Annotated in this window: 24 protein-coding genes; 12 read left to right on the plus strand and 12 right to left on the minus strand. The window is 65.1% G+C overall.

What is annotated here, in order from left to right; translation table 11 throughout:
- Positions 1–198 precede the first annotated feature (198 nt).
- The 3 genes from OG394_RS11990 to OG394_RS12000 all read left to right on the plus strand — a co-directional run bounded on the left by OG394_RS11990 (position 199) and on the right by OG394_RS12000 (position 1,804).
- Positions 199–558, plus strand: coding sequence for a YciI family protein (locus tag OG394_RS11990; protein WP_328995288.1), 360 nt, complete (start codon positions 199–201; stop codon positions 556–558).
- Between the two features lie 134 nt (positions 559–692).
- Positions 693–1,058 carry a hypothetical protein gene (locus OG394_RS11995; RefSeq protein ID WP_328995289.1) on the plus strand — a complete coding sequence of 122 codons (366 nt, stop codon included), beginning with the start codon at positions 693–695 and terminating at the stop codon, positions 1,056–1,058.
- Positions 1,059–1,102: 44 nt separating this feature from the next.
- A complete protein-coding gene (locus tag OG394_RS12000; protein WP_328995291.1) occupies positions 1,103–1,804 on the plus strand; it encodes a class I SAM-dependent methyltransferase in 702 nt (233 codons plus the stop codon).
- On the opposite strand, the gene OG394_RS12005 is transcribed toward OG394_RS12000, so the two are convergent.
- The gene (locus OG394_RS12005) at positions 1,801–2,454 is read right to left on the minus strand and encodes a 2'-5' RNA ligase family protein (protein ID WP_328995293.1); all 654 of its coding nucleotides are present in this window, start codon (positions 2,452–2,454) and stop codon (positions 1,801–1,803) included. The two genes, OG394_RS12000 and OG394_RS12005, sit on opposite strands and share 4 nt — an antisense overlap.
- A gap of 78 nt (positions 2,455–2,532) precedes the next feature.
- Between OG394_RS12005 and OG394_RS12010 the strand changes: the two genes are divergently transcribed.
- The gene (locus OG394_RS12010) at positions 2,533–2,904 is read left to right on the plus strand and encodes a nuclear transport factor 2 family protein (RefSeq protein ID WP_328995294.1); all 372 of its coding nucleotides are present in this window, start codon (positions 2,533–2,535) and stop codon (positions 2,902–2,904) included.
- Positions 2,905–2,928: 24 nt separating this feature from the next.
- On the opposite strand, the gene OG394_RS12015 is transcribed toward OG394_RS12010, so the two are convergent.
- Positions 2,929–3,702 (minus strand): phytanoyl-CoA dioxygenase family protein, encoded by a 774-nt coding sequence (locus OG394_RS12015; protein WP_328995295.1) that lies wholly within the window; start codon positions 3,700–3,702, stop codon positions 2,929–2,931.
- Positions 3,703–4,003: 301 nt separating this feature from the next.
- On the opposite strand from OG394_RS12015, the gene OG394_RS12020 reads away from it, so the two are divergent.
- Together OG394_RS12020 and OG394_RS12025 are read left to right on the plus strand one after the other, a co-directional pair.
- The gene (locus OG394_RS12020) at positions 4,004–4,756 is read left to right on the plus strand and encodes an N-acetylmuramoyl-L-alanine amidase (protein WP_328995296.1); all 753 of its coding nucleotides are present in this window, start codon (positions 4,004–4,006) and stop codon (positions 4,754–4,756) included.
- A gap of 225 nt (positions 4,757–4,981) precedes the next feature.
- Positions 4,982–7,219 (plus strand): RICIN domain-containing protein, encoded by a 2,238-nt coding sequence (locus OG394_RS12025; protein WP_328995297.1) that lies wholly within the window; start codon positions 4,982–4,984, stop codon positions 7,217–7,219.
- On the opposite strand, the gene OG394_RS12030 is transcribed toward OG394_RS12025, so the two are convergent.
- Positions 7,216–7,737: a GNAT family N-acetyltransferase gene (locus OG394_RS12030; RefSeq protein WP_328995298.1), complete on the minus strand. Its 522-nt coding sequence runs from the start codon at positions 7,735–7,737 to the stop codon at positions 7,216–7,218. The genes OG394_RS12025 and OG394_RS12030 overlap by 4 nt on opposite strands.
- Positions 7,738–7,762: 25 nt before the next feature.
- Here OG394_RS12030 and OG394_RS12035 point away from each other — a divergent pair, with 25 nt between their 5' ends.
- Positions 7,763–8,287 (plus strand): hypothetical protein, encoded by a 525-nt coding sequence (locus OG394_RS12035; protein ID WP_328995299.1) that lies wholly within the window; start codon positions 7,763–7,765, stop codon positions 8,285–8,287.
- Between the two features lie 395 nt (positions 8,288–8,682).
- Here OG394_RS12035 and OG394_RS12040 read toward each other — a convergent pair whose 3' ends face one another.
- Positions 8,683–8,907, minus strand: coding sequence for a hypothetical protein (locus OG394_RS12040; RefSeq protein WP_328995300.1), 225 nt, complete (start codon positions 8,905–8,907; stop codon positions 8,683–8,685).
- A gap of 177 nt (positions 8,908–9,084) precedes the next feature.
- On the opposite strand from OG394_RS12040, the gene OG394_RS12045 reads away from it, so the two are divergent.
- From OG394_RS12045 to OG394_RS12055, 3 genes are all read left to right on the plus strand, one after another.
- Positions 9,085–9,486 (plus strand): hypothetical protein, encoded by a 402-nt coding sequence (locus OG394_RS12045; protein ID WP_328995301.1) that lies wholly within the window; start codon positions 9,085–9,087, stop codon positions 9,484–9,486.
- Positions 9,487–9,594: 108 nt separating this feature from the next.
- Positions 9,595–9,951: a helix-turn-helix domain-containing protein gene (locus tag OG394_RS12050; protein WP_328995302.1), complete on the plus strand. Its 357-nt coding sequence runs from the start codon at positions 9,595–9,597 to the stop codon at positions 9,949–9,951.
- Positions 9,952–9,959: 8 nt separating this feature from the next.
- The gene (locus OG394_RS12055) at positions 9,960–10,499 is read left to right on the plus strand and encodes an endonuclease V (RefSeq protein ID WP_328995303.1); all 540 of its coding nucleotides are present in this window, start codon (positions 9,960–9,962) and stop codon (positions 10,497–10,499) included.
- A gap of 505 nt (positions 10,500–11,004) precedes the next feature.
- Here the strand turns inward: OG394_RS12055 and OG394_RS12060 are convergent.
- The 4 genes from OG394_RS12060 to OG394_RS12075 all read right to left on the minus strand — a co-directional run bounded on the left by OG394_RS12060 (position 11,005) and on the right by OG394_RS12075 (position 13,482).
- Positions 11,005–11,418 carry a HEAT repeat domain-containing protein gene (locus OG394_RS12060; protein WP_328995304.1) on the minus strand — a complete coding sequence of 138 codons (414 nt, stop codon included), beginning with the start codon at positions 11,416–11,418 and terminating at the stop codon, positions 11,005–11,007.
- Positions 11,419–11,472: 54 nt separating this feature from the next.
- Positions 11,473–11,790, minus strand: a complete 318-nt coding sequence (locus OG394_RS12065; protein WP_328995305.1) for a hypothetical protein — start codon at positions 11,788–11,790, stop codon at positions 11,473–11,475.
- Between the two features lie 343 nt (positions 11,791–12,133).
- Positions 12,134–12,478: a DUF7674 family protein gene (locus OG394_RS12070; protein ID WP_328995307.1), complete on the minus strand. Its 345-nt coding sequence runs from the start codon at positions 12,476–12,478 to the stop codon at positions 12,134–12,136.
- On the minus strand, positions 12,475–13,482 hold the full coding sequence (locus OG394_RS12075) for an RHS repeat-associated core domain-containing protein (RefSeq protein ID WP_328995309.1): 1,008 nt from the start codon (positions 13,480–13,482) through the stop codon (positions 12,475–12,477). Before OG394_RS12075 ends, OG394_RS12070 begins: the two co-directional genes overlap by 4 nt.
- Between OG394_RS12075 and OG394_RS12080 the strand changes: the two genes are divergently transcribed.
- Positions 13,381–13,896, plus strand: coding sequence for an ATP-binding protein (locus tag OG394_RS12080; protein WP_328995311.1), 516 nt, complete (start codon positions 13,381–13,383; stop codon positions 13,894–13,896). The genes OG394_RS12075 and OG394_RS12080 overlap by 102 nt on opposite strands.
- Positions 13,897–14,231: 335 nt before the next feature.
- Here OG394_RS12080 and OG394_RS12085 read toward each other — a convergent pair whose 3' ends face one another.
- Genes OG394_RS12085 through OG394_RS12095 form a run of 3 tightly spaced genes read right to left on the minus strand, consistent with a single transcriptional unit; the run spans position 14,232 to position 19,148 of the window.
- Positions 14,232–14,615, minus strand: a complete 384-nt coding sequence (locus OG394_RS12085) for a hypothetical protein (protein ID WP_328995312.1) — start codon at positions 14,613–14,615, stop codon at positions 14,232–14,234.
- A complete protein-coding gene (locus OG394_RS12090; RefSeq protein ID WP_328995313.1) occupies positions 14,600–16,315 on the minus strand; it encodes an RHS repeat protein in 1,716 nt (571 codons plus the stop codon). Before OG394_RS12090 ends, OG394_RS12085 begins: the two co-directional genes overlap by 16 nt.
- Positions 16,299–19,148 (minus strand): golvesin C-terminal-like domain-containing protein, encoded by a 2,850-nt coding sequence (locus OG394_RS12095; protein WP_328995314.1) that lies wholly within the window; start codon positions 19,146–19,148, stop codon positions 16,299–16,301. The genes OG394_RS12090 and OG394_RS12095 overlap by 17 nt, the downstream gene beginning before the upstream one ends.
- Positions 19,149–19,341: 193 nt before the next feature.
- On the opposite strand from OG394_RS12095, the gene OG394_RS12100 reads away from it, so the two are divergent.
- The gene (locus tag OG394_RS12100; protein WP_328995315.1) at positions 19,342–19,668 is read left to right on the plus strand and encodes a pyrophosphatase; all 327 of its coding nucleotides are present in this window, start codon (positions 19,342–19,344) and stop codon (positions 19,666–19,668) included.
- A gap of 43 nt (positions 19,669–19,711) precedes the next feature.
- Here the strand turns inward: OG394_RS12100 and OG394_RS12105 are convergent, their stop codons facing one another.
- Entirely contained in the window at positions 19,712–20,572 is an 861-nt protein-coding gene (locus tag OG394_RS12105; RefSeq protein ID WP_328995316.1) for a GDSL-type esterase/lipase family protein, read from the minus strand.
- Positions 20,573–20,986 lie beyond the last annotated feature (414 nt).

Genomic DNA, 20,986 nt, shown 5'->3' on the forward strand with positions numbered 1-20,986 from the left:
AAACGGCGGCTGACCTGGGCAAACGTCCTCTCGACGTTGCTCATCGTCAGCCGCCGTTTTGCGTCGCCCTCGTGTGGTCCCAGGTGGTCGCGTGTGGTCCCGTGAAAATCTTTGCCGCGAGCCTGTCGGATCCACCGGACGCCGTTCGTAGCGTAGGTGGAGGCGGACAGCGGGTCCGCTCGAGCCGAAGGAGCAGACATGCCCGAGTACCTCATCTACTTCAACCAGCAGTGGGTGGGCGACCACACTGAGGAGTGGTTCGGCGGGCGCGGTCCACTCGCCAGAGCGGTCGTGGACGAGATGAAGGCTGCCGGCGTTTACGTCTTCGCTGGCGGGCTGGAAGAGGAGGACGGCCCGGTCTACAGCGCCGACCCCACCAGTGGCGACGTGTTGATCACCGATGGACCCTACGTCGAGTCCAAGGAGTTCCTGGGCGGATTCGCTCTGGTGAACGTGCCCGATGACGAGACCGCCAAGCTGTGGGCGGGCAAGATCGCGGAAGCATGCGGTTGGCCCCACGAGATCCGCCGCTTCAAGCCACAGCCCCAGCCCAAGTGACTCCACGCGACCTCGTCGTGGAACGGCAGCCGTTCCACCATGAGGTCCCCCAGCAGCCATCAAAGGATAGGTATCTAACCTTTAACGGGCACTCGGTCGATTAAAGGAAACCCTCCTTCGGGCAGACTCGCCAGGTGAGCGATCGTGAACCCACTGCCGCCGAGCGAACCTTTTACGAGGACCTCTTAGTACGCCTACCCGAGCTCCACGATTGGTACCACGAGGACCCCGATGGCCGGCCGTGGATGATCGTGTCCCGCGACTTCGTGGTCGATCGGTGGATTAGGGCCACACTCCGCGTGGACTATGACGGCCAGGATCTGCGCGGTGGCTGGAGTCCCGCCAGCCTCAATTGGGACGACGGCGTACGTGCGGCCGATGCTTCGATCGACACCAACCCACCGGACGGCCTCAGCAGGGATGGCGTGGCACCGCGCATCGCGGCGGCGATCGCCGGGCAATGGTTCGCCGAGCACATTGCCCGCTGGGGGCGCGGCTGAAACCGACCGGCCGCGCTGTTGTGTCGTTCTACTAGGTTTGGGTTATGGGTGTGGAGGCGCGGTACGACGGGGTGGCGGGCGAGTACGACGCGTGGGTGGGGGTGGAGTTGGCCGACCCCGTGTTCGAGGAGCTGGTTGGTGGGGTGGCCGGGCAGGAGGTGTGCGCGGTCGCGTGTGGGCAAGGGCGTGAGGCGCGGTATCTGGCGAGTCAGGGTGCGGTGGTGACGGGCGTTGATCTGTCCGAGAATTTGCTGGCCATCGCTCGCGAGCGCGAGGAGGCTGATCCGCTCGGGATCACCTACCTGCAGGGAGATGCGCACACGCTCGACGGGCTTGCCACGGAGTCGTTCGACGGGGTCGTCTGCTACATGGCGCTGATGGACATTCCGAGTCTGGATCGCGCGTTGCAGTCCATCGCTCGCGTGCTCCGGCCGGGAGGCTGGTTCGTTTTCGCGATCACGCATCCGTGCTTCAAGACCCCGGCGACCGGCGATCTCGTCGACCATACGAACAACACCATTCGGCGTACCGTCGGGCGCTATTTCGACGAGGGCTACTGGGACGGGCCCGGCCAGGTCCAGCCAGCCCTTCCGATCGGCGCCTACCACCGGATGCTGAGCACGTACGTGACCGAGCTGAATCGCGTCGGCTTCGTCATCGACCAACTGCGCGAGCCTCCGTTGGACCACAAGCCGGTCTGGCTGGAAGTCCCCTGCCTGCTTTACGCCCGCTGCCGCTTGGCTTAACGCTTGCCGAGGGCAACGGACTCGACGGTTTGCCATTCGTACATGCGGTTGTCGCGGTGCATCTCGATCAGGGAGACGGCGCTGATGGTGGTTTCGGCGGGCGCGGATTCGACTTGGGAGATGGCCTGTACGGCGAGGTGTGCGGGTCCTTCGGCGTTGACGTAGGCGAGGCTGATGTGGGGGCGGTAGCCGTCGGCGTCCTCGGTGACAGCGTCGGGGCCGACGACATCGCCAATGGCAGAACGTACGGCGGTGCGCAGCTGGTCGAACGGCTCGAGCGGGTTCGGCGGCATGATGACCGCTTCCGCTGTGACGACGGGCCGTTCGAAGTGCGCGACGACCGGGTCGATCTTGCCGAGGCGGTTGCGGGCCGCGGCGCGGATGGCCTCCAAGCGCTCAGGCCGTACGTCCTCGACGAAGCCGACGCCTTGCATGGTGAGGTGCAACCAGTCGCGCGGAATCAGGTCCAGGCCCGGTACGCCGCTGAGCTCTGCCTGGTAGACGTCGACGAGTTCGTGCAAGCCGGGTTGGTCGTCCACGGTGATGTGCCAGGCGTAGAAACGCGTACCGACCTTCCAGCCGGGGCGCCACCACCAATGGTCGCGCAGCTGCTCGTGATGCCGGTGGGTCCACTCGGGTCTTGACGTCATGGTCAGCATTCCGATCTGGCGTCGTACGCGGGCGAAAACCCAATCTAGTGCCCCGCCACAGATCGTAGGGTTGGCCAGATGAACCAGTTGCGGGCCTATATCGACGGATGGCGTCGCCACGACATCCCGGCTGTCCTCGCCACGCTCACCGACGACTGCGTCGCGATCGAGTCGTACGGACCGGTCTATCGCGGCAAGGAGCGCGTCGAGCAGTGGATGCGCGCTTGGTTTGACGCCGGCGGCTTTGTCGACGGATGGACGATCACCGCTGAGATCGCGACCGGCGACTCGCTCGTCGTGGAGTGGCACTTCGAGTGCACCTGGAAGGGCAGCCCCGGAGCATTCGACGGCTCCACGGTCGCAAGGCTCGAGGACGGACGGATCAGCTACCTCAGGGAGTACGCGACGACCGCGCCGCTGTACGACTGGACCGGCACGTGGCGCGACTGATACAGCTCTGGCAGCTCGGCTAGGTCAATCGCCGAGGGCGTCCAGGATGGCCGCTTCTACGGGATAGGCGGCGCTTCGGTCTGTCAGGGGGAACGGCTCCAGCAGCTGAATGCCCGGCTGGGCGATGATCCGCGGACTGTTGCCGCGGTGTGGCCACGAGGCTGCGTGGACCAGAAAAGGGTGGCAGAGGTAGACATCACCCGCGGCACCCGTCGCCTCGGTGACCGGTCGATCGGCGCTTGCTTGCACGATCGGCGGACCCGCCTCGGCCGGAGCGAACCCGTCGTCGCCTCCGGGAGCCAGTACGCGGGCGGCGTCTGCGTGGGAGCCGACGCGGATCCGTGTCGGGGCGTCGTCGGGACCGACATCGGTGAGAAGGAAGATCGCGAGCAGGCCTCGCTCGCGACTCCGGATGTTGGCCCGCCAATCGCTGCCATTCCAGTAGCTGCTCTCGATGTGCCAGCCCGCGTCCTTCGGATCAGCCGGATGCGGGAAACGAACGGGAATCGTCCCGCCCACCCCTGCACGCTTCCACCATTTGTCCGGCCCGATCAGCTGGTCGTACGCCTCCCACAACACACCGGCGGTCCCCGCCTCAGCGAACGACCGACTGTCCGGACAATCGATCCGCACTACTGGTGCCGTCCAGGACCCAGCGTCGTCCCGCCCGACGCCTCGCCCCTCCAGCTCCGCCCAGATCACATCCGCACACGCCTCCACCACTGGGCGGGGCACGGCGCCCCGAACCGCCACGACCCCGTCCCGCACGAACGACGCGACTTCTGCATCCGACAGCATGCCAAGGACCTTCGGCCATCCGCCCCTGTCCGTCAAACCAATTCCCGTCCCGCCGAACGCCAATCGCTACTGGACGAGGGCGGGGTTGTTCAGGGGTGGGGTGCCTAGGGCGTGGCCGGTACGTCGACCGCGGCGGCCGGGTCGGTCGCTCGCAAGCACACACGCGCCGAGCACCTTCCGCACCGGCTCGATCCCCGCCTGAGCTGCGGCTGTGATTGCATGGACTTCGAGCTACCCTGGATGACTCTGTGTAGCTCGACGATCTCCGACAGACACGAGGCAGTCTGAAAAGGAGCCGAAGATGAGGCTAGTCACGCGTGCACAGTGGGGCGCACGCCCACGTGGGTCAGGATCGGCCACGCCATTCGATCCACGCGGGGTTTGCGTCCACTGGGAGGGCACCGGCTGGGCCTCCCCCTGGTCGCACACCACCTGCGACGACAAGGTGCGCGGTATCCAGGCGTACCACATGGACGGCCGCGGCTGGTCGGATATCGCGTACAACTTCCTCGCCTGCCCGCACGGGTATGTGTTCGAGGGCCGCGGCCTGAATCGCCGGTCGGCCGCCAACGGCGATACCGACGTGAACACTTATTGGTATGCGGTCCAGTGCATGTGGGGCAGCCGCAGCGGTTCAGCGCCGCCGGCGTTGCTGACCGCCTGCCGCGATGCCATCGACTACTGCCGAAGCAGGGGTGGCGCCGGCGACGCTCTGCGCGGCCATCGCGATATGCAGCAGACCGACTGCCCCGGCGACCAGCTGTACGCCTGGACGCGCCGAGGCGCACCCCGCCCAACTCCCCCGGAGGACGATATGCCACTGACCGACGCGGACATCTTCAAGCTGCTCAACTTCCGCCTGGGCACCACCGACCAGCACGGCCAGCCGGTCACCATCGGAGACGCGCTGCGGAAGGCGGCCTGGCTCGCCCAGGAGTTCCAGGAGCGAGGCGCCCTCGAAGAACAGCTCGACCGAATCGAGGCAAGGCGCACCACCGCCGCCGCGGGCGAAGCCGACCCCAATCCCGAGCCCGGCGGAACCGACCCCGCCTGACCCGCCGCCGCCCGGCCGACTATGCGTCGCCGTTTTGCGGCATAGCAACACGCACTTAATCTCCCTCTTGAATTAAGTAGAGAAGTTAGCTTTCCTTAGACCGACCTCGTTGGCGCCCCTGCCCCGCGGCGTCATCCGGCCCTGCCGGAGAGCGACTTCGTTTACCTCGACCGGCCCGGTTCGCACGCTGAACCGAGCCGTCCCGCCCTTCAAGAGGAGAACTCCATGACTACAGGCGAAGACCAGCATCGCCCGCCCCCGCGCCGCCGTACGGCGTGGATCGCCATCGCCTTCACCGTCCTACTCGCCGTCATCGCCACCGGCCTGACGGTGACCATGGGCGCCAGTCCGGCGAACGCCGCCATCTCGCCGACGGACTGGCATACCGCGGTGAACAAGAACAGCGCCAAGTGCGTGGATGCACGGGGAGGAGCGACCGCCAACCAGACGGCCGTTCAGCAGACCGCTTGCAACAACAGCAACGCCCAGCAGTGGCAGTTCCAGCCGACCAGCAACGGGTATGTGCGCGTCAACCTGCGCAGCAACGCGGCCCAGGTCATGGATGTCGCGAACGTCTCCAACGCCGACGGCGGTCTGATCCACCTGTGGACGTACGGCGGCGGTAACAACCAGCAGTGGCTGCCGGTCGAGGAGGCCGACGGCGCGTACCACTTCGTCAGTCGGCACAGCGGCAAGTGCCTCGACGTACCCGCCGCCTCCACCGCGGACGGGGTCCAGTTGCAGCAGTACACCTGCAACGGCACGGCCGCTCAATCGTTCAGGATCAACCCAGTGGATGGAACGCCCCCGACCAATCCCCCGGGCACTCCGGACTTCGGCCCGAACGTGTCGATCTTCGACCCCTCGATGTCGAACGCCACGATCCAGAACCGGCTCACGCAGGTCTTCAACCAGCAGGAGGAGAACCAGTACGGCGAACAGCGGTACGCCTTGCTGTTCAAGCCCGGCACCTACAACGTCGACGCGAACGTCGGCTTCTTCACCCAGGTCGCCGGCCTCGGTCTGCACCCGGACCAGGTCACGATCAACGGCGGCGTACACGTCGAGGCCGACTGGTTCCCGCCGCAGAACGCGACGCACAACTTCTGGCGTGGCGCCGAGGGCCTGAGCGTCAATCCGCCGAATGGGCTGGACCGCTGGGCCGTTTCGCAGGCCTCGGCGTACCGGCGGATGCACGTGCGCGGCAACCTCGCCCTCGACGATGGCGGCTGGGCGTCCGGCGGTTTCATGGCCGACAGCAAGGTCGACGGCCAGGTGCGTTCGGGCAGCCAGCAGCAGTGGCTTTCGCGGAACACCAACTGGGGCAGCTGGACCGGCGACAACTGGAACATGGTCTTCCTCGGCGCACTCAACGCCCCGGCCGGCAACTTCCCGTCGCCGCACTACACCCGCGTCGCGCAGACCCCGATCATCCGCGAGAAGCCTTACCTGTACGTCGACAACGGCGGCGCGTACAACGTGTTCGTGCCGGCGTTGCGGACGAACTCGGCCGGTACGACGTGGGAAGGCGGCACGCCTGCCGGCCAGTCGCTGCCGATCAGCCAGTTCTACATCGTCAAGCCCGGCACCCCGGCCGCGACGATCAACCAACAGCTTGCCGCGGGCAAGGACCTGATCTTCGTACCGGGTATCCACCGGGTGTCGGAGCCGATCCGCATCACCCGCGCCAACACCGTCGTACTCGGCCTGGGTCTGGCCACCATTCTGACCGAGAACGGTTCGATGGCGATGTCCGTCGCGGACGTGGACGGCGTCAAGATCGCCGGTCTGCTGATCGACGCGGGCCCGACCAACTCGCCACTGTTGATGGAGGTCGGCGCGTCCGGCTCGTCGGCGAACCACGCCGCCAACCCGACGTCGCTGCACGACATCTACTACCGCATCGGTGGAAGTGCTGTCGGTCGGGCGACCGAGACGTTGCGGATCAACAGCAACAACGTCCTGCTCGATCACGCGTGGCTCTGGCGCGGCGATCACGCTTTCGGCGTCGGCTGGAACACCAACACCGCCGCGACCGGACTAGTTGTCAACGGCAACGACGTCACGGCGTACGGGTTGTTCGTCGAGCATTACCAGAAATACCAGACGATCTGGAACGGCGAACGCGGGCGGACGTACTTCTACCAGAACGAAATGCCGTACGACCCGCCGAACCAGGCCGCCTGGATGAACGGATCGACGCGCGGCTATGCGGCGTACAAGGTGGCCGATTCGGTCAATACGCATGAGGCCTGGGGATTAGGCAGCTATTGCGTATTTACGACCGACGCGAGCATTGCCGCGGATCGGGCGTTCGAGGTGCCGGTCAAGGCGGGCGTGAAATTCCACAACATGATCACCGTGTCCCTTGGTGGGCGCGGCACAATCCAGCACGTCATCAACAACACCGGCGGCCCGTCCAACTCGAGCCAGAACGTGGCGACGTGGGTGAATTTCCCTTAGCGATATTCGGCCAATAGACCGAAGAGCAGGTCGTCGGTCCATTCGCCTTTAGCCCAGGTATAAGCGGGGCGGAGGCCCTCCTGCTGAAAGCCAAGCCGCTTCAGCAGGCGGGCCGACGCCGCGTTCCTCGCATCGCACTCGGCCGAAACGCGGTGCAGCCTTTGCGTCGTGAACAGATGATCCAGCAGGGCTGCGACGGCCTCGGCGGCGTACCCCTTGCCCTGGTACGCCGGAGCCAACGTGAATCCGAGATCGGCCTGCATCAGGTTGTCGTGGAGACGGATGCCGATATCGCCGATGAGCTCGCCTCGCAGGTCGACCGCGTACTGGAACCACCCGGGCCTCGCCGGATCCCCATTCGCGAACGCTTCCACGGCGGCCCGCGCCTGCTCGATCGGGTACGGCGCGTCCCACCCCTGATACCGCGCGACCTCCGGCTCCGACCGATACGCCGCAAACGCCGCCGCGTCCTCGCCCCGAAACCGCCGGATCACGAGTCGCTCGGTGGTGATCTCCATTTCCGGATTATGTCTAACCTGTCCTGTGGAGAACTACTGGCAGGGCCCTTCCGGCGAGGCGTTGGCCTCGATGCTCCGCGAACGGGCAACCACTCTTGGCGTCCCGGTGGACGTGCGCGTGCATTCGTGGGAAGAGCCGGGCGCGTACGGCGTCCAGGCGTCCTGGGGTGCCGACGACGTCATGTTCGAGGTGGTCGACTGGTCCAAAGCGGTGCGCATCCTCGACCCATCCGGCGAGGACGTCGCGCTCACGGATGCCCTCCAGTACTTCGCCCTCCGCGCCACCGGCAGCACACCTGACGAGGCGTTCACGGGAATCGCTCCCCCACGCCTCAGCTTCCTCCGCCGCCTACGCCGCTGGCGCCTCCACCTAACCCTCGGCGCCTGCACCGCCTGCGGCCACACCTGGTCAGAACACCCAGGCAGCCCCCTGGACCCTGACCTTGAGTGCTGCTGCGAATGCGACTACGAAATCAGCCACGGCTTCGACAACGCCCCCGCAGCAGCATGCCGGCTGACGCGCCCCACCCGCCCGGACTGGACCACCTAACCGAGCTGCGGCCTCGGCCACTTCAGGCCTGGCTCGAGACGGCTGCCCGCTAGAGCTTCCCGGCTGAGTTCCTGCCGCGGATCCCTTGAGGAACGTGAGGAACTCGGTCCAGCGTTATACGGTCGCGGAACCGGGCCCGGTGGTCAGGTCCGGCGCGGCGGATAGGCGCACTCCGCCGGCGCGGTTGCAGGTCGCGCGCAGCCGGGCCGGTCGCCAGCTGGGGAAGCAGCGCGCCCGCGCCGGGCTTGCAGGTTCAGCGGACCGAACTCGTCGGCACACAGCACGCGCCCGTCGGCTCATGAACCGGGGGCCGAACCTCACCGCCGACCCTCGCTCCATTTTGGGCCCAACGCCACGAACCCCTGCTCGTTAAACGCGTGAATCACCTCCCGCGTTTACTGCGGCGTTGCCGCACATATCGCCGCTACCTCGGCCGCGCTGCGTCCTGAACCGACGCCAGCACGATCCCGGCCCGGCGAAGCCGCTCTCGTGGCCCGCGTGATCTTCACCAGACGCTGCGCTTCCTCGGGTTCCAGCGAGCGCACGAACACTTCAGCCTGTCGAGCTATCACCAATTCCACCACCAGCAGCACGCCTTCAAACTCACCACCGGAGGTCACCCCGACGCGGTTATGACCCCAACGTTCTTAAGAGAGAGCACTAGTCTTCGGGCTATGACCATGCACCCCGGCGTCCGGCCGCCCGTGAGCCGCCGGCCCCTGCTGTGGATCGCCGTCGCCTGTTTCGCTGTGGGCCTGGTTGTGAGTGGGATCTCTATCTTGCAAGTGGTCAGGACGATGCCGCACGAACCGGTGCCGCTCGGGGACGGTGTGATCCGGCTGAACCATGACGGCCTGACCATCTCGACAACCGCGCTCGGCCAGACCCCGAGTTGTCAGGCCAAGGACGCCACCGGAGCCGACATCCCCCTGAAGGCTCCGCTAAAACGCGAGAACTACTCCGTGGGTGGCCCGAGCTACTACGTCATCGCTCACTCCAGGTCCGCCGTTCCACCCCAGACCGTCACAATCATCTGCACCAACGCCGATAACACCATCCCGTACTACGTAGGCGATCGCGCCGCCGTCGACACCATGCTCCCCGCCGTCGCAAGTGCCCTCGGATCCTTCGCCCTGGGCACTCTGCTCAGCATCATGCTGATCAGCATCGACTTAACCCGACGGCGCCGAGCCCGCTAACGCCAAACTCCCGCCGCACGACACGCTCTGGCGCATCAACGACATCCGAAGGTGGCTCCAATGGTTTCCGCAGACCTCACTCCGCTGCATGCCCCCGGAAGCGAGCCCGTGACCGACACCAACTTCGCCCCCCGCCTCGTCGCGGCACGCAAGCCACAGTCGCTCACCCAGCAACAGCTCTCCGACCGCTCCGGCGCTCACGGCACCCAGATCCGCCGCTACGAAGCCGGCACCAGCCAGCCCACCCTCGACGTCCTCCGCTCACTGGCGCTCGCGCTCAACGTCAGCGCTGACTCGCTCCTCTTCGACGCTGACGAACACGGCCCCACGAACCCCACGCTCCGGCTCAATCTCGAAGCCGTCGACCAGTTCACCCCCGAAGAACAAGAACACGTCGCAGCCTTCATCGAAGGCGCACCCCGACGCCACCACGCCCGCCAAGCATTCAGCGGCCAAACCAGCTGAGTCGGCCCGTGAACCAAGACGCGAAGTTCGGCGCTGTGGACGTCCACTACGACAACCTGGGACAAGCGAAGGCAGCACTGGTCGTCTGCCGAGAGCTGACCTTCTCAACGGTCGTGTCCGAGCACGTCGCCGACATCGCCAGAACCGAGCCATACGAGCCAGGCAAGCTCTACAAGCGCGAACTCCCATGCATCCGAGCGGCCCTGGCACTTGGCCCGCGACTTGAGCTGCTGGTCATCGATGGCTACGCGACCCTTGACCCCCAAGGCCGCCCAGGACTCGGGGCGCGTACCGCGGACGCGCTGGGCATCCCGGTCATCGGCGTCGCAAAGACGCCATTCCGCACCTCGACACACGCAGCCGAGGTGATCCGTGGTGCGGCGACCAGGCCCCTCTACGTCACGGCTGCCGGAGGGCTCGAGATCGCCGATGCGGCGCGGATCGTTGCTGCGATGGCGGGGCCAAATCGACTCCCAGCCATGCTTGCGAGGGTGGACAACCTCGCCCGTGGCCGCGTTCGACCGATCATCGATCGACACGACACCTGACCTTCAAGGCCCGTCGCTTTCGCAGGCAAGGGGGAGTTCAGCGCTCGGCCATCGCCGAGCGTATGAGTTCGACGCGGTCCGGCGCGATGACCTCGATCGTCTCCAAGGCTTTGTCTCGCGCCCACCCCTCGTGAGCAAGAGCCCATCGCACAAGCAGCCAGAGCCCTCCGCGTGCACGATCCCCTGCAGCGGCCTTGCAAGGACGAGTCCGTCACCGAATTGCCCCTCACGATGAAGAACAAGAGATCCAAGATCCGTCCGCTACGCCACGACGGCTGGTCCCTATCAGCGCCGCAAGCATGAGTGGGTGGTCCGCGCTCGGTGGTGACGCCCGTCAACGTCGCGGTGGCCGTCGTAATCGTAGGTCTGGACGAGGGACGGCGGCTCCGCAAACACCGAATTTGGCGGGCATCGTCAGACCGAACAACCCCGCGATTAGGGCAATGACTGGTCGAGAGAGCGCGGCTCATCGAAACGTTCCTGACCGAGCCAGCCAGTAGCTTCATCATGGCTCGCCCGAGGTTCGCGCCCTGAGAGCCTCGTCCGCTGCCTGTCTGACGACCCACGATTCGTCGATGCGCAGCGCAATCAGCAAATCCGTACTCGCGCGTGGGTGGCGGGCGACCCTGACCCGCACACTGTCGTCGCTGTCCGAAGCCAGAAGCCGGAGAACTTCAGTATCCAGTTTCCGCTTTCCGGCCACTTCCCATCGGACGGCGGGATCGGGGTCGGATGCAAGCTTGTGGAGGACCTCGCTTGGGACGGTCTTGTTGTGAGCGACCCACTGCCGCATTGACGGATAGGTCGCCACCACTTCGAGCCAAACCGAGACGTCTGCCCTATCTCGGGTCGCCCGCTCCTGGTCGACGGGGTCTTCGCTCGTGCGCAGTGCAACGAACTCTTCTGCCGAGGTGATCAATGGAGCTCCTTCCACGGAATGAAGGTTCCAATGTTCGACGGCCTGCCTGAATGGTCACCACCGATACTTCAACAACCCTTCGCTGTAGTAGCGCACCTTCGCCTCCCCCTCCAGCTCAGCGTCAATGCGATCAGCGAGCTTCAGGCCCTCGCTATCCAGGGAATCGATAAGCGCTGATGCAGAAGGCGATGAGCGTTCGGCGACCTCCCGGGGAATGATGGTCTGGTATCGCTCGTTCCAGTAGCTTAATTCCCCCACGAGCGTCGTTGTGAGCGCCAATTCGTCGATGGTGACGGGTCCCGTCTGCTCGTCTCGTAGCGACGACTCCAAGTGGTCGGCCGCCAAAACGAAATATCTCATCACGACCGCCATTTTCGGTGGATGGTTCCGGACCCGGGTTCAGCGCCGGACGCGTCTCGACTGGGTCGTCCGATCTCACCCAGAACATCAAACTGACAAGCCCGGCTGTCATGAAGAGCGCCAGAGCATCCGGCGAATCAGGCGCCCCAAGTGACGTCATAGCGCCGGTTGGACCACGCGAACGTGTCGGGCCCGATCGTCCTCGACATGCGCGTTCACAACCCGCTTGAGCGTGGTGTTCACCCGCCCGATGGGGCCGGATCGACAAAGACGGCATGCCGCGGAGAGAAAGCCTAGCCCAGATCGGACTGGGCAGGAACAGGTTGCGATGACACCCCACTGCAGACAAGTGAGATCAGGCGAGCCACGGATCGACCCTTCGAAGCTCAGGTCCGAGCAACTCGCGGAGCTCGGCGCCAGGCTGCCCTGGATCCGGAATCATCTCAACGCCGCTGACAGTGATGAGTCCTCGAACGTCATCGGGGCCGCGAATGAACTCGCGTTCAAGCCAGTCCAAGACTGATCGGCATACCTCGGGCCGCGAGCGACGGTTATCCACCAGCCAGCGCACGATGTCCGCCATGACCAGATGCGGGAGGACTTCGCCGTCGTTGTCGACGAGATGCTCGTCGAGGATCGGTGTCAGCTCTCGGTGTGCGTCGATAACTGCTCCGATAGCGGCGACGGTGGCGGCGCTCATCGGCCGCCTCGAAGTACGAGCGACAATTCGTCGGTGAGGCTCTGCGCGACAAGTCTGTCGTAGTACGCAGCGTCGGGGTTTCGGCGCAACCAATTTTTGAGTCCGCTCAGTGTTTCTTTGCCCTTGGTCATATGCATTCGGCCGCGAGTGGGCACACCCATGGCGATCTCGTTCAGGATGGCGTCCATGGTCGTACCGTTGCCCACTCGGTTGGGGTTGGTCGTTCCCGTGTACAGATTGTCGACGAGGTTCTGCAACTTCGTGCTGCCGACCTGCGGCGTAGGCAGGATGTTATCAACGGACTTTGCGGCCGGAGCGAGCTTGGCAGCTTGCGTTGCTCTAATCGCAAGCACGCCGCGTGTTGCTCCACCTCCGGGGAGACCGAAAGTACTGAGTAGGAAAACGAAGTCCGCGCCTTTGTCGCCAGTTGTTTTGACGTACGGGCCGTAGCCGTCGTCGCCGAGGGCCTTGAATCCGCCGACTGGGAGGCTGCAGCCAAAGCGTTGGCCGTGGCTGCAGCCGTCGCCCATCTCGAGGATTCGGTCCGGGTGGGAGCGTGCCGGGGTCCGGTAGTCGGAGACTGAATCGTCTTCCGATGAACCTGCACCTGTGTCGCTCGCAGCCGGGGGGACGTAGATTTCGTAGTTGGCGTTGGTGTCGCAGCCGCCTTCGTCGGCCATGGGGCAGTGGCCGTCGTATTCGATGCCGGTGATGGGGTTGCCGCCGGCGAAGGCGTAGCGGTTGCCGGTCCAGGGGTCGGAGCCGAGGCGCAGGTCGGATAGGGCGCCGTTGTACATGTCGCGGGTGAGGAAGCGGTTCAGGCCGGGCGAGTAGTCGCGGAAGCCCATGTCGTAGCCGCCCGTTGCCGGGTCCCAGCGCTTGGAGTTGAACCGGTACGGGTTGTGCGCCTCAACCTCAGGCCCACCCGTAGCAGTCGCCTTGTCCTTACCCGAGAAACCAGCGCCATCGTTATCGCCGGACCATCCGGCACCGGCAAGACCCACTTCATCGAAGCCCTTGCACACAAGGTCATCGACGCCGGCATGCGGGTCTCCTGGTTCACCCTCGAATCGCTGACCGCCGCGATCGGCCGCGCCACCGTCGACGGATCGGTGAGCAAGACCATCGCCAAGATCACCCGAGCCGAACTCATCGTGATCGACGGCATCGGTATGCTCCCCGCCGGACAAGCCGCCGGCGAAGCGTTCTACCGCGTCGTGGACGCCGCCTACGAACGCCGCAGCCTCGCCGTCACCAGCAACCTGCACCCAAGCGGATTCGACACGATCATGCCCAAAACCCTCGCCACCGCAACCGTCGACCGGCTCCTGCACCACGCCCACGTCGTGCGCACCGAGGGCACCTCACTACGCCTGTCCGAGGCCACCGCAGGACGACGAGTGATTGCCCTGAACTAACACCACACGGTGATCAGTTGTCCGCGGACAGGGAAAGAACTGTCCGCCCACAAGGAAGTCCGGCTGTCTGTTGACACCGACCCGTGTTTGCGGCCACACCGCTAGCCACGACGAAACCGGCCATCGGACCGGCTTCTCCTCGCCGCTGACCCGCGGCGATGCGTGTCGGCGGACCCCTCGGCCGCGACGTCTTGAGCGCCGACGCGAGTTTCAACTCCGACAGCCGATGCGGCGAGTGCGGTAGCGCCGAACAGCACCCCGACAGGGCAGGGATCAGCGCCACAAAGACAGACTGGCTCCAACGCACGAAGAGTTGCTGCCGACCTCCCTGGACTTCACTGCAGAGCCACCTCGATGATCGACGAGACGATCTCCATCCTGCCCCAACCGCCTTCCAAGAGTGCTCCAGAGTCATCCCATTCGAAGCTATCGATCTGCCCGTAGTCCTCCTCTCCCGACGAATCGACGGCCGGCGGATTGCCGGAGTTCGACCAGAGGAGCCGAGTAACGCCCTTGAACACCAGCGAACCTCGGCGGAAGCAGTACTGCTCACCCGGCGCGGGTGGCCGATACTCCGCATGATCGGGAGTGAGGACCAGGTCAAGCTCAAACCTCACCGCACCCGGAGTCGCCGCGATGTCCAGCACGTAGCTCTCTTCCAGCAGAACTTCGCGCAACTGGGAGATCTCGACGTAGGGGCGCATCACGGCAGATCCCATGTGATCGGAGTGTGGTTGCCTGGGCTCTTGCGACTGACCACGTTACCGTACGGGTCGACGCGCTGGCCGGAGGCGTTTCGGATAGCCACGTGGGGGAAATTGCTCCCTGGCGTGCGAGCTGTGCCTCGTTTGATGACCAAGCGTTCAATGCCGTTCGAGTCCACGTACTTGAGTGGACCACCTGACGATTGCACCGCCTTCCAACCCTGCGACTCGGCGACGTCTACGAGTCCGGAGGCCGTGCCACGCCCGCCCTTGGTCAGCTGCCCGATCGCAAAGTCGGCGTCGTACTTGACGAGCGCTCCGCCAGCCTTTGCGGCAGCACCTTCACGCCCGTGGAACATCATGGCGCCAGCCATCGCCATGATCGCTCCAATGGAGCCACCCGTATCCCCACAGGTCATTCCGGGCTGTTCGCACATTGTCTTGCCGAATTCGGTCGCATGCATTAGCAGGCCGCCACCGCACGTAGAGTTGCCGCCAAGGAGCTGATCCACCGACTTGCAAGTCTCCCAGCCGGGAGTTTGGCCGGTGTTCCAGCCGCGGCGCTCGAATTCCTCACTAGCAAGGCCCTTAGCCTTCAAGTACGTCTCGCCGTCGGGTGCGATAACGCGGGTCACTCCGACGTTTTCTGAGACCTGATCGCCGGTCTCGGTGCCCCCGGTACTCGCCGGGGGGACGTAGATTTCGTAGTTGGCGTTGGTGTCGCAGCCGCCTTCGTCGGCCATGGGGCAGTGGCCGTCGTATTCGATGCCGGTGATGGGGTTGCCGCCGGCGAAGGCGTAGCGGTTGCCGGTCCAGGGGTCGGAACCGAGACGCAGGTCGGACAGGGCGCCGTTGTACATGTCGCGCGTGAGGAACCGGTTCAGGCCGGGCGAATAGTCGCGGAAGCCCATGTCGTAGCCGCCCGTGGCCGGGTCCCAGCGCTTGGAGTTGAAGCGGTACGGGTTGTAGGCCTCCACCTCGGGCCCACCGGTGGCGGTGGCCTTGTCCTTGCCCGAGAAACCGGCGCCGTCGTTCTCGCCGTATCCGGTGTAGCGGTACGTCGAGCGCGTGTTGCCCGACTCAGACGTCAGAGTCTCGACGTCGGTGTGCGGGTTCACCCCGTAGTAGCTCGTCTCCGACGCACCACCAGCTAACGGCGACGTCGTCTGCGAAATCCGCTCACCACCCGGCCCGTACGTATACGTAGCCGTCGTCTTCGCCACGCCACCCGCACCAGGATCAGGCTGCTCTTCGCTGATGATCTGGTCCGACATACCCAGATGCGTGAACGTCGTCGTCTTCGCCGTACCCGTGCCGACCTGAGTCGACTCCTGCGTCGTCCGGTCCAACGGGTCGAAGGCGGTCGTCTGACCCGACTTCAGCGCACCAGTGGCCGGATCGTACTTGCGATGCGAGACCACTCGATCGAAACCGTCATACCCATAACGCTCGACCAGCTTGTCGTTCGACGTCACCGTGTCCAACCGGCCGAACGCGTCGTAGTTGTAGTTCGCCGACCCCGCTGCACACGGGTCCGTGCTGGTAGTGCCAGCACACAACAGCCGGTTCCGGTCGTACTTATACCAAGTGTCAGCAGCACCCCTCCGCTGGAAATTGACGTTCCCCGCGGCATCGTACGAATACCCCTCATACGCCCCGGGACTCGAACCCGACTTGGTGATCCAGCGCAGCCGGCTGTCATTCGTGTAAACCATGTTCGCCGTCTGAGTCAGGTACGCCGACGGCGAATCCGCATTCTGCACCTTCGAGGGTATCGGACGACTTGTGCCCATCCAGGTTGTACGCCAACTGGTGCGAGCTGATCAGCGTGCCATCCGCGCGCGTCTCGACCTGCGAGCGCAGCGAGCCGTCCTCGACGTACCGATACGCGACCTTGTTGAGGTTCGGCTTCACTTCACCCGCACGCTGACCGCGCGAGGTGTAGGTGAACGACGTCGTCTTCGGCGCAGGATCAGTGGCCGATGTGCCCGTCTTCACCGACTCGAGCATGTCCCGTACGTCATAGGTGTACGCCGCGAACTGGTCCGTCTCCGGCGCCACCTGATCGTCAGCGAACCACGACGCCAGGTTCGAGTTCGCGTCGTACCCGTAGGTGGTCGTCGACCGCGGCACGCCCGCCTTCAGCTCCCGCACCTGGTCGGCCCGGGACAGACCGTCGTACCGGATCTCGTAGGTATCGGTAAGCGCGGTCGGGGTGTTGTCCCGCAGCGACGTCAGCTGCCCGCCCACGTCATAGCTGTACGTGAAGTCCTTCGCCGCACCAGGCGTCGCACCGCTACGGACCATCTTCACCGCGTCCGCGACCACCGTGCCGGTCGCCGGAACCGCGAGGGTCACCTTCTTGTCGACACCTTCGGCGTAGGTGTAGCTACCGAGCGACACCCAGGGCGAGTCCGCCGTACATGCAGACTGGTTCACGGTCTTGGGCGTCGATCCAGCGCTGTGCTGCACGGTGTAGACCGCAGCTGTCGCCGTACCCACGCCCTGGGGACAACGAGCGAACACCTCGTAGGTACCGGCCGCCGGAACCCGCAGCTTCCAGCCGAACGTGTCGGTAGAGCCCGAAGCTCCCGCATGGGTCCGGTAGTCGTACCCGACCTTGGTCGCTGCGGTTGTACCCGTCGCCCAAGTGCCAGTCACCGCGACGTTCTGGCCGTCGGAGTTGTCGACCAGCACCTCTTCCAGGCCGGCCAGCGGTGCGGTGTCGCCGCGGGACTTCATCGAGCCGTCCGGCCAGAAGTCCCACACCATGGTCCGTTTCGCGTCGCCCGCGGCACTGGTCAGCGTCCGCGAGGTCTGCAATCCGAGCAGGTTGTAGTCGTACGACGTACCGATGCCCCAGGGATCAACGCTGGTACGCGGCTGGCCGTTGTCGAACCAGGTGAAACTGGACCAATCCCGTGCCGCGGCTGCCGTCGTCGCGTACGTCGGTTCCGATTGGCGCGACACGTTGCCGACCGCGTCGTACTGGTAGAACGTCCGCGCCGGGTTCGGGTAGGTGACGTCGGTTGAGTCGTACGGCGCGATCCGCTCGATGACCCGGTTGTTCGCGTCGTACACCATCCGCACGATCGAGTCGCCGGCCTTGGCCGTAGTGCTCACGCCTTGCGGAGACTCGACCGCGGTCCCGTTACCGTTCTCGTCGTAGGTATAACGGGTGATCCGCTGGATCGTGGCGCCTCCCGTCGGCGTGTGCGGCACGCTGACCTGCGCCACCTTGCCTCGCGCATCCTGGACGATCGTCTTCTTGTTGCCATCGGCATCGATTTGCCCGACGACCAGGCCATCGCGGTCGTACTGCGTGCGAGTGGCGTAACCGGCGGCGTCGACGGTGGTGATCGGCCGGTGGTTCAGGTCGTACGACATCGTCGTCTTGGCGTCGTCCTCAGGCGTGTCGTTCTTCCGAGGATCGATCTGCTTGATCAGGTTGCCCACGGTGTCATAGACGTACGACGACTTGTAGCTGGAGCGACTGTCGAATGGCGTCACGACATCCGTCAACTGACCGATCGGGTCGTATGTATACCTGGTGACGTAATCGTCGGGATTGCCGGTGGTCAGGTTCCCCAACGGCGTGGTCGTCTGGAGCAGCCTGCCGAGGTCGTCGTAGCTGTAGGTCGTCTTGCGTTCATCGGCCGCCCCGTTCGACGGAAGGATCGACGACTCCTGCTCGTCCGCCGCGTTGTAGGTGTGCGTCGAGAACGCCCCGTTGGGCGCGATCACCTTGATCGCGTTGTCGTTCAGGTCGTACTGCGTCTCGGTGGTTTGCACACGTCCGCCCGCCGCATCGACCGGCGTCGTCTGCTTGGTCGGACGGCCGAATGCGTCGTACTCCGCGATCGTGTCCTTCAAACGCGCGTCAGTCACCTTCACCACCTGGCCGCGCAGGTCGTACTGGAACGTCGTCGACTTGCTCAGCGGATCGGTGATGGTCCGCGGGTAACCGTTCTGGTCATAGCTGCTGTAGACCGTCGGCGCGTTGCCGTTGGCGTCGAACACCTTTACGAGTTGGCCGACGGTGTCGTAGTCGTACGTCGTCTGGTAGTCGCCGACTGCCGGACTCGCGACGCCGAGTGGATCGGTGACCGCCTTCAGGTTTCCCTGCGCGTCATAGCCGAACTGCCACTTCCTGCCTTGGGAGCTCGTCTTCTCGGTGAGCACTCTGACCGGCGCGGTCGTGCTCGTGCCCGCCGTCGTCGTGTAGGTCAGCGTCGTACCCGGCGTGCCGTTCTTGTTCGCCATGGCGTCCCGGATGAGGGTTGGATATCCGGTGTTCGGCTCGTAGGCCCACGTCGCGATCGCATGGTTCGCCTCCTCCATGCGGATCACGTTGTTCTCACGATCCCAGCCGAGCGAGGTCGTCTCGTTCTTGGCGTTCTTCACCCTGATCGCGCGCCCATACGCGTCCATCGTGTAGACCGTCGGGAAGCGCTTGGTCACGCCGCCCTCGACGAGAACACCGGTGACCGTGGCCTCGAACAAGGGATCGGGCTCCCCGCCCACATCGTTATAGGCGAACTCGGTCACCTTGCCCCGGCGGTCGGTCAGAGTCTGCAGACGACCGGCCCAGGGGCTCGCGTAATAGGTGAGCTTGGTCTCCCCGTTCCGCGGGTCCTTGACCGAGGACAGCCGACCTTCGGCGGTGTAGGCGAACTTGAACTGGTGAGCGGTCCGGCAAGCGCCTGAGTGGACTGTCGGTGGGGGCTGGTTGGGTGGGGGGATGGAGATTGGGGCGTTGGGTGAGCGGCTTGAGGTGTTGTCGGGGCGGTATGCGGAGTACGTGGGCTTCGAGCGGGATGACGACTGGTTCTTGTTAAAGGTCCAGGAGGAGGTTGGCGAGTTGACGCAGGCCTACCTCCAGCTCACTGGGCGGGCTCGGGCGAAGGGAAGCTCGCCGGAGGAGATACGGGCGGGCTTTGAGGCCGAGTTCGCTGACGTTATTTGCCAACTCTTGCTCTTCGCCCGGCATCACAAGGTCGACGTCGAGCGCGAGATCGAGCGGAAGTGGCTCGCCCACGAACTACCTGGCACGCCGTACGACGGCTGAAAGCGTGGTGGTGGGGCTTGCGCCAAGCCCCACCACCACGCGGCTATTTGAGGTAGCTCAAGAGGGCGATTCTCTGGTCGCGTACGGCCTTCGCGACTACCCGTGCGATGCGGTCCGCGCCGGCGGCTTCGAAGTGGGTGTGGTCGTTGCAGAAGAACGCGCCGACTGCGCCCTGGGAGTAGTCCCCGTTGTTGGGGCACAGCTTGAGCGAGTTGTACAAGGTGTAGCTCAGCTTGTGCAGGTCGATTACCGGCACTCCCGCGGCGGAGCCCGCTGCGAACGTCTGCGAGAGGAACCCCCGAGTTCCGACGGCTGTACTTCCGCTGCAGCGGATTGCCGAAACGGGCGTTAGCAGAACCGCGTGAACGCCTCGGCTCTTGGCGGCGTTGACCATTGTGGTGAGCAGGCTCTGGTAGAGCGCCGGTCCGACGTGCCGTGGGCAATTCGGGTCGCCGTCGTTGATACCGAACTGGATGAACAGGTAGTCGCCTGCCTTCATCCCGGTGCTGGTGTTGAGCATGTCCAGCCACCGCTGGCTATAGGTCCTCGGGCTCACCACGCATTCGCCGGCGGAGTCCTTGGTGCCGGTCACGTTCGACTCGTACAGCCAGGTCTGGATACTGCGGCCGCCCACGGCCTTGTTCACAACGACGACCTGGTCATTGAACAGCGCGTCGAACTTGTTCCCCCAACCGACCGGGCAGGCGGCTCGCGGATCCGCCATAGTCGAGTCACCGGCCATCCACACCTTGACCGTGGCGGCGGCCGTCGCGTTCGCCGCAGGGCGTGCCGTAGCGCAGCCCGGAGCGGCGACGACCTGGTCGATCGAGGCGCTTGCCGTCGGGCTAGCCGTCAACATCGGTGCCGCGATCACCATCGCGACCGTAAGAATCAGTTTCCTCAAGGCAGTCTCCAGTTCGGGGGCGTGGGCGGTGGAGATACCTGTTAGCGCTAACAGTTCGCTCAGAGTAGTGACTCACGCACGCGCTGGCAACACCCCGAACCATCACGCCCAGCAGGAGTCCGATAGCGGCCAGAACCTACGACCCACCGGCCCTGAAGGTCAGCTCGCGCGATCCCGGTCTGGCGGTGCGGATGAGGTGGGTGGTGGTGAGGAGGGGCGGGAGGATGAGGAGGGTTAGGGCCGGGAGGCTTAGCCAGAGGGGGACGTCTAGGCCGACGCAGACGTCTGAGGCCGGGACTTCTGGGGTGCCTTTGGGTCCGCTGCAGACGTTCGACGGCCAGATGGCGATCAGGTAGGCGGGCACGTAACCGAAGTCCCTGTCTCCCTCACCCGACAGTGCCGTCGAGAGAATCT

Source organism: Kribbella sp. NBC_01245, assembly GCF_036226525.1.
Classification (GTDB): Bacteria; Actinomycetota; Actinomycetes; order Propionibacteriales; family Kribbellaceae; genus Kribbella.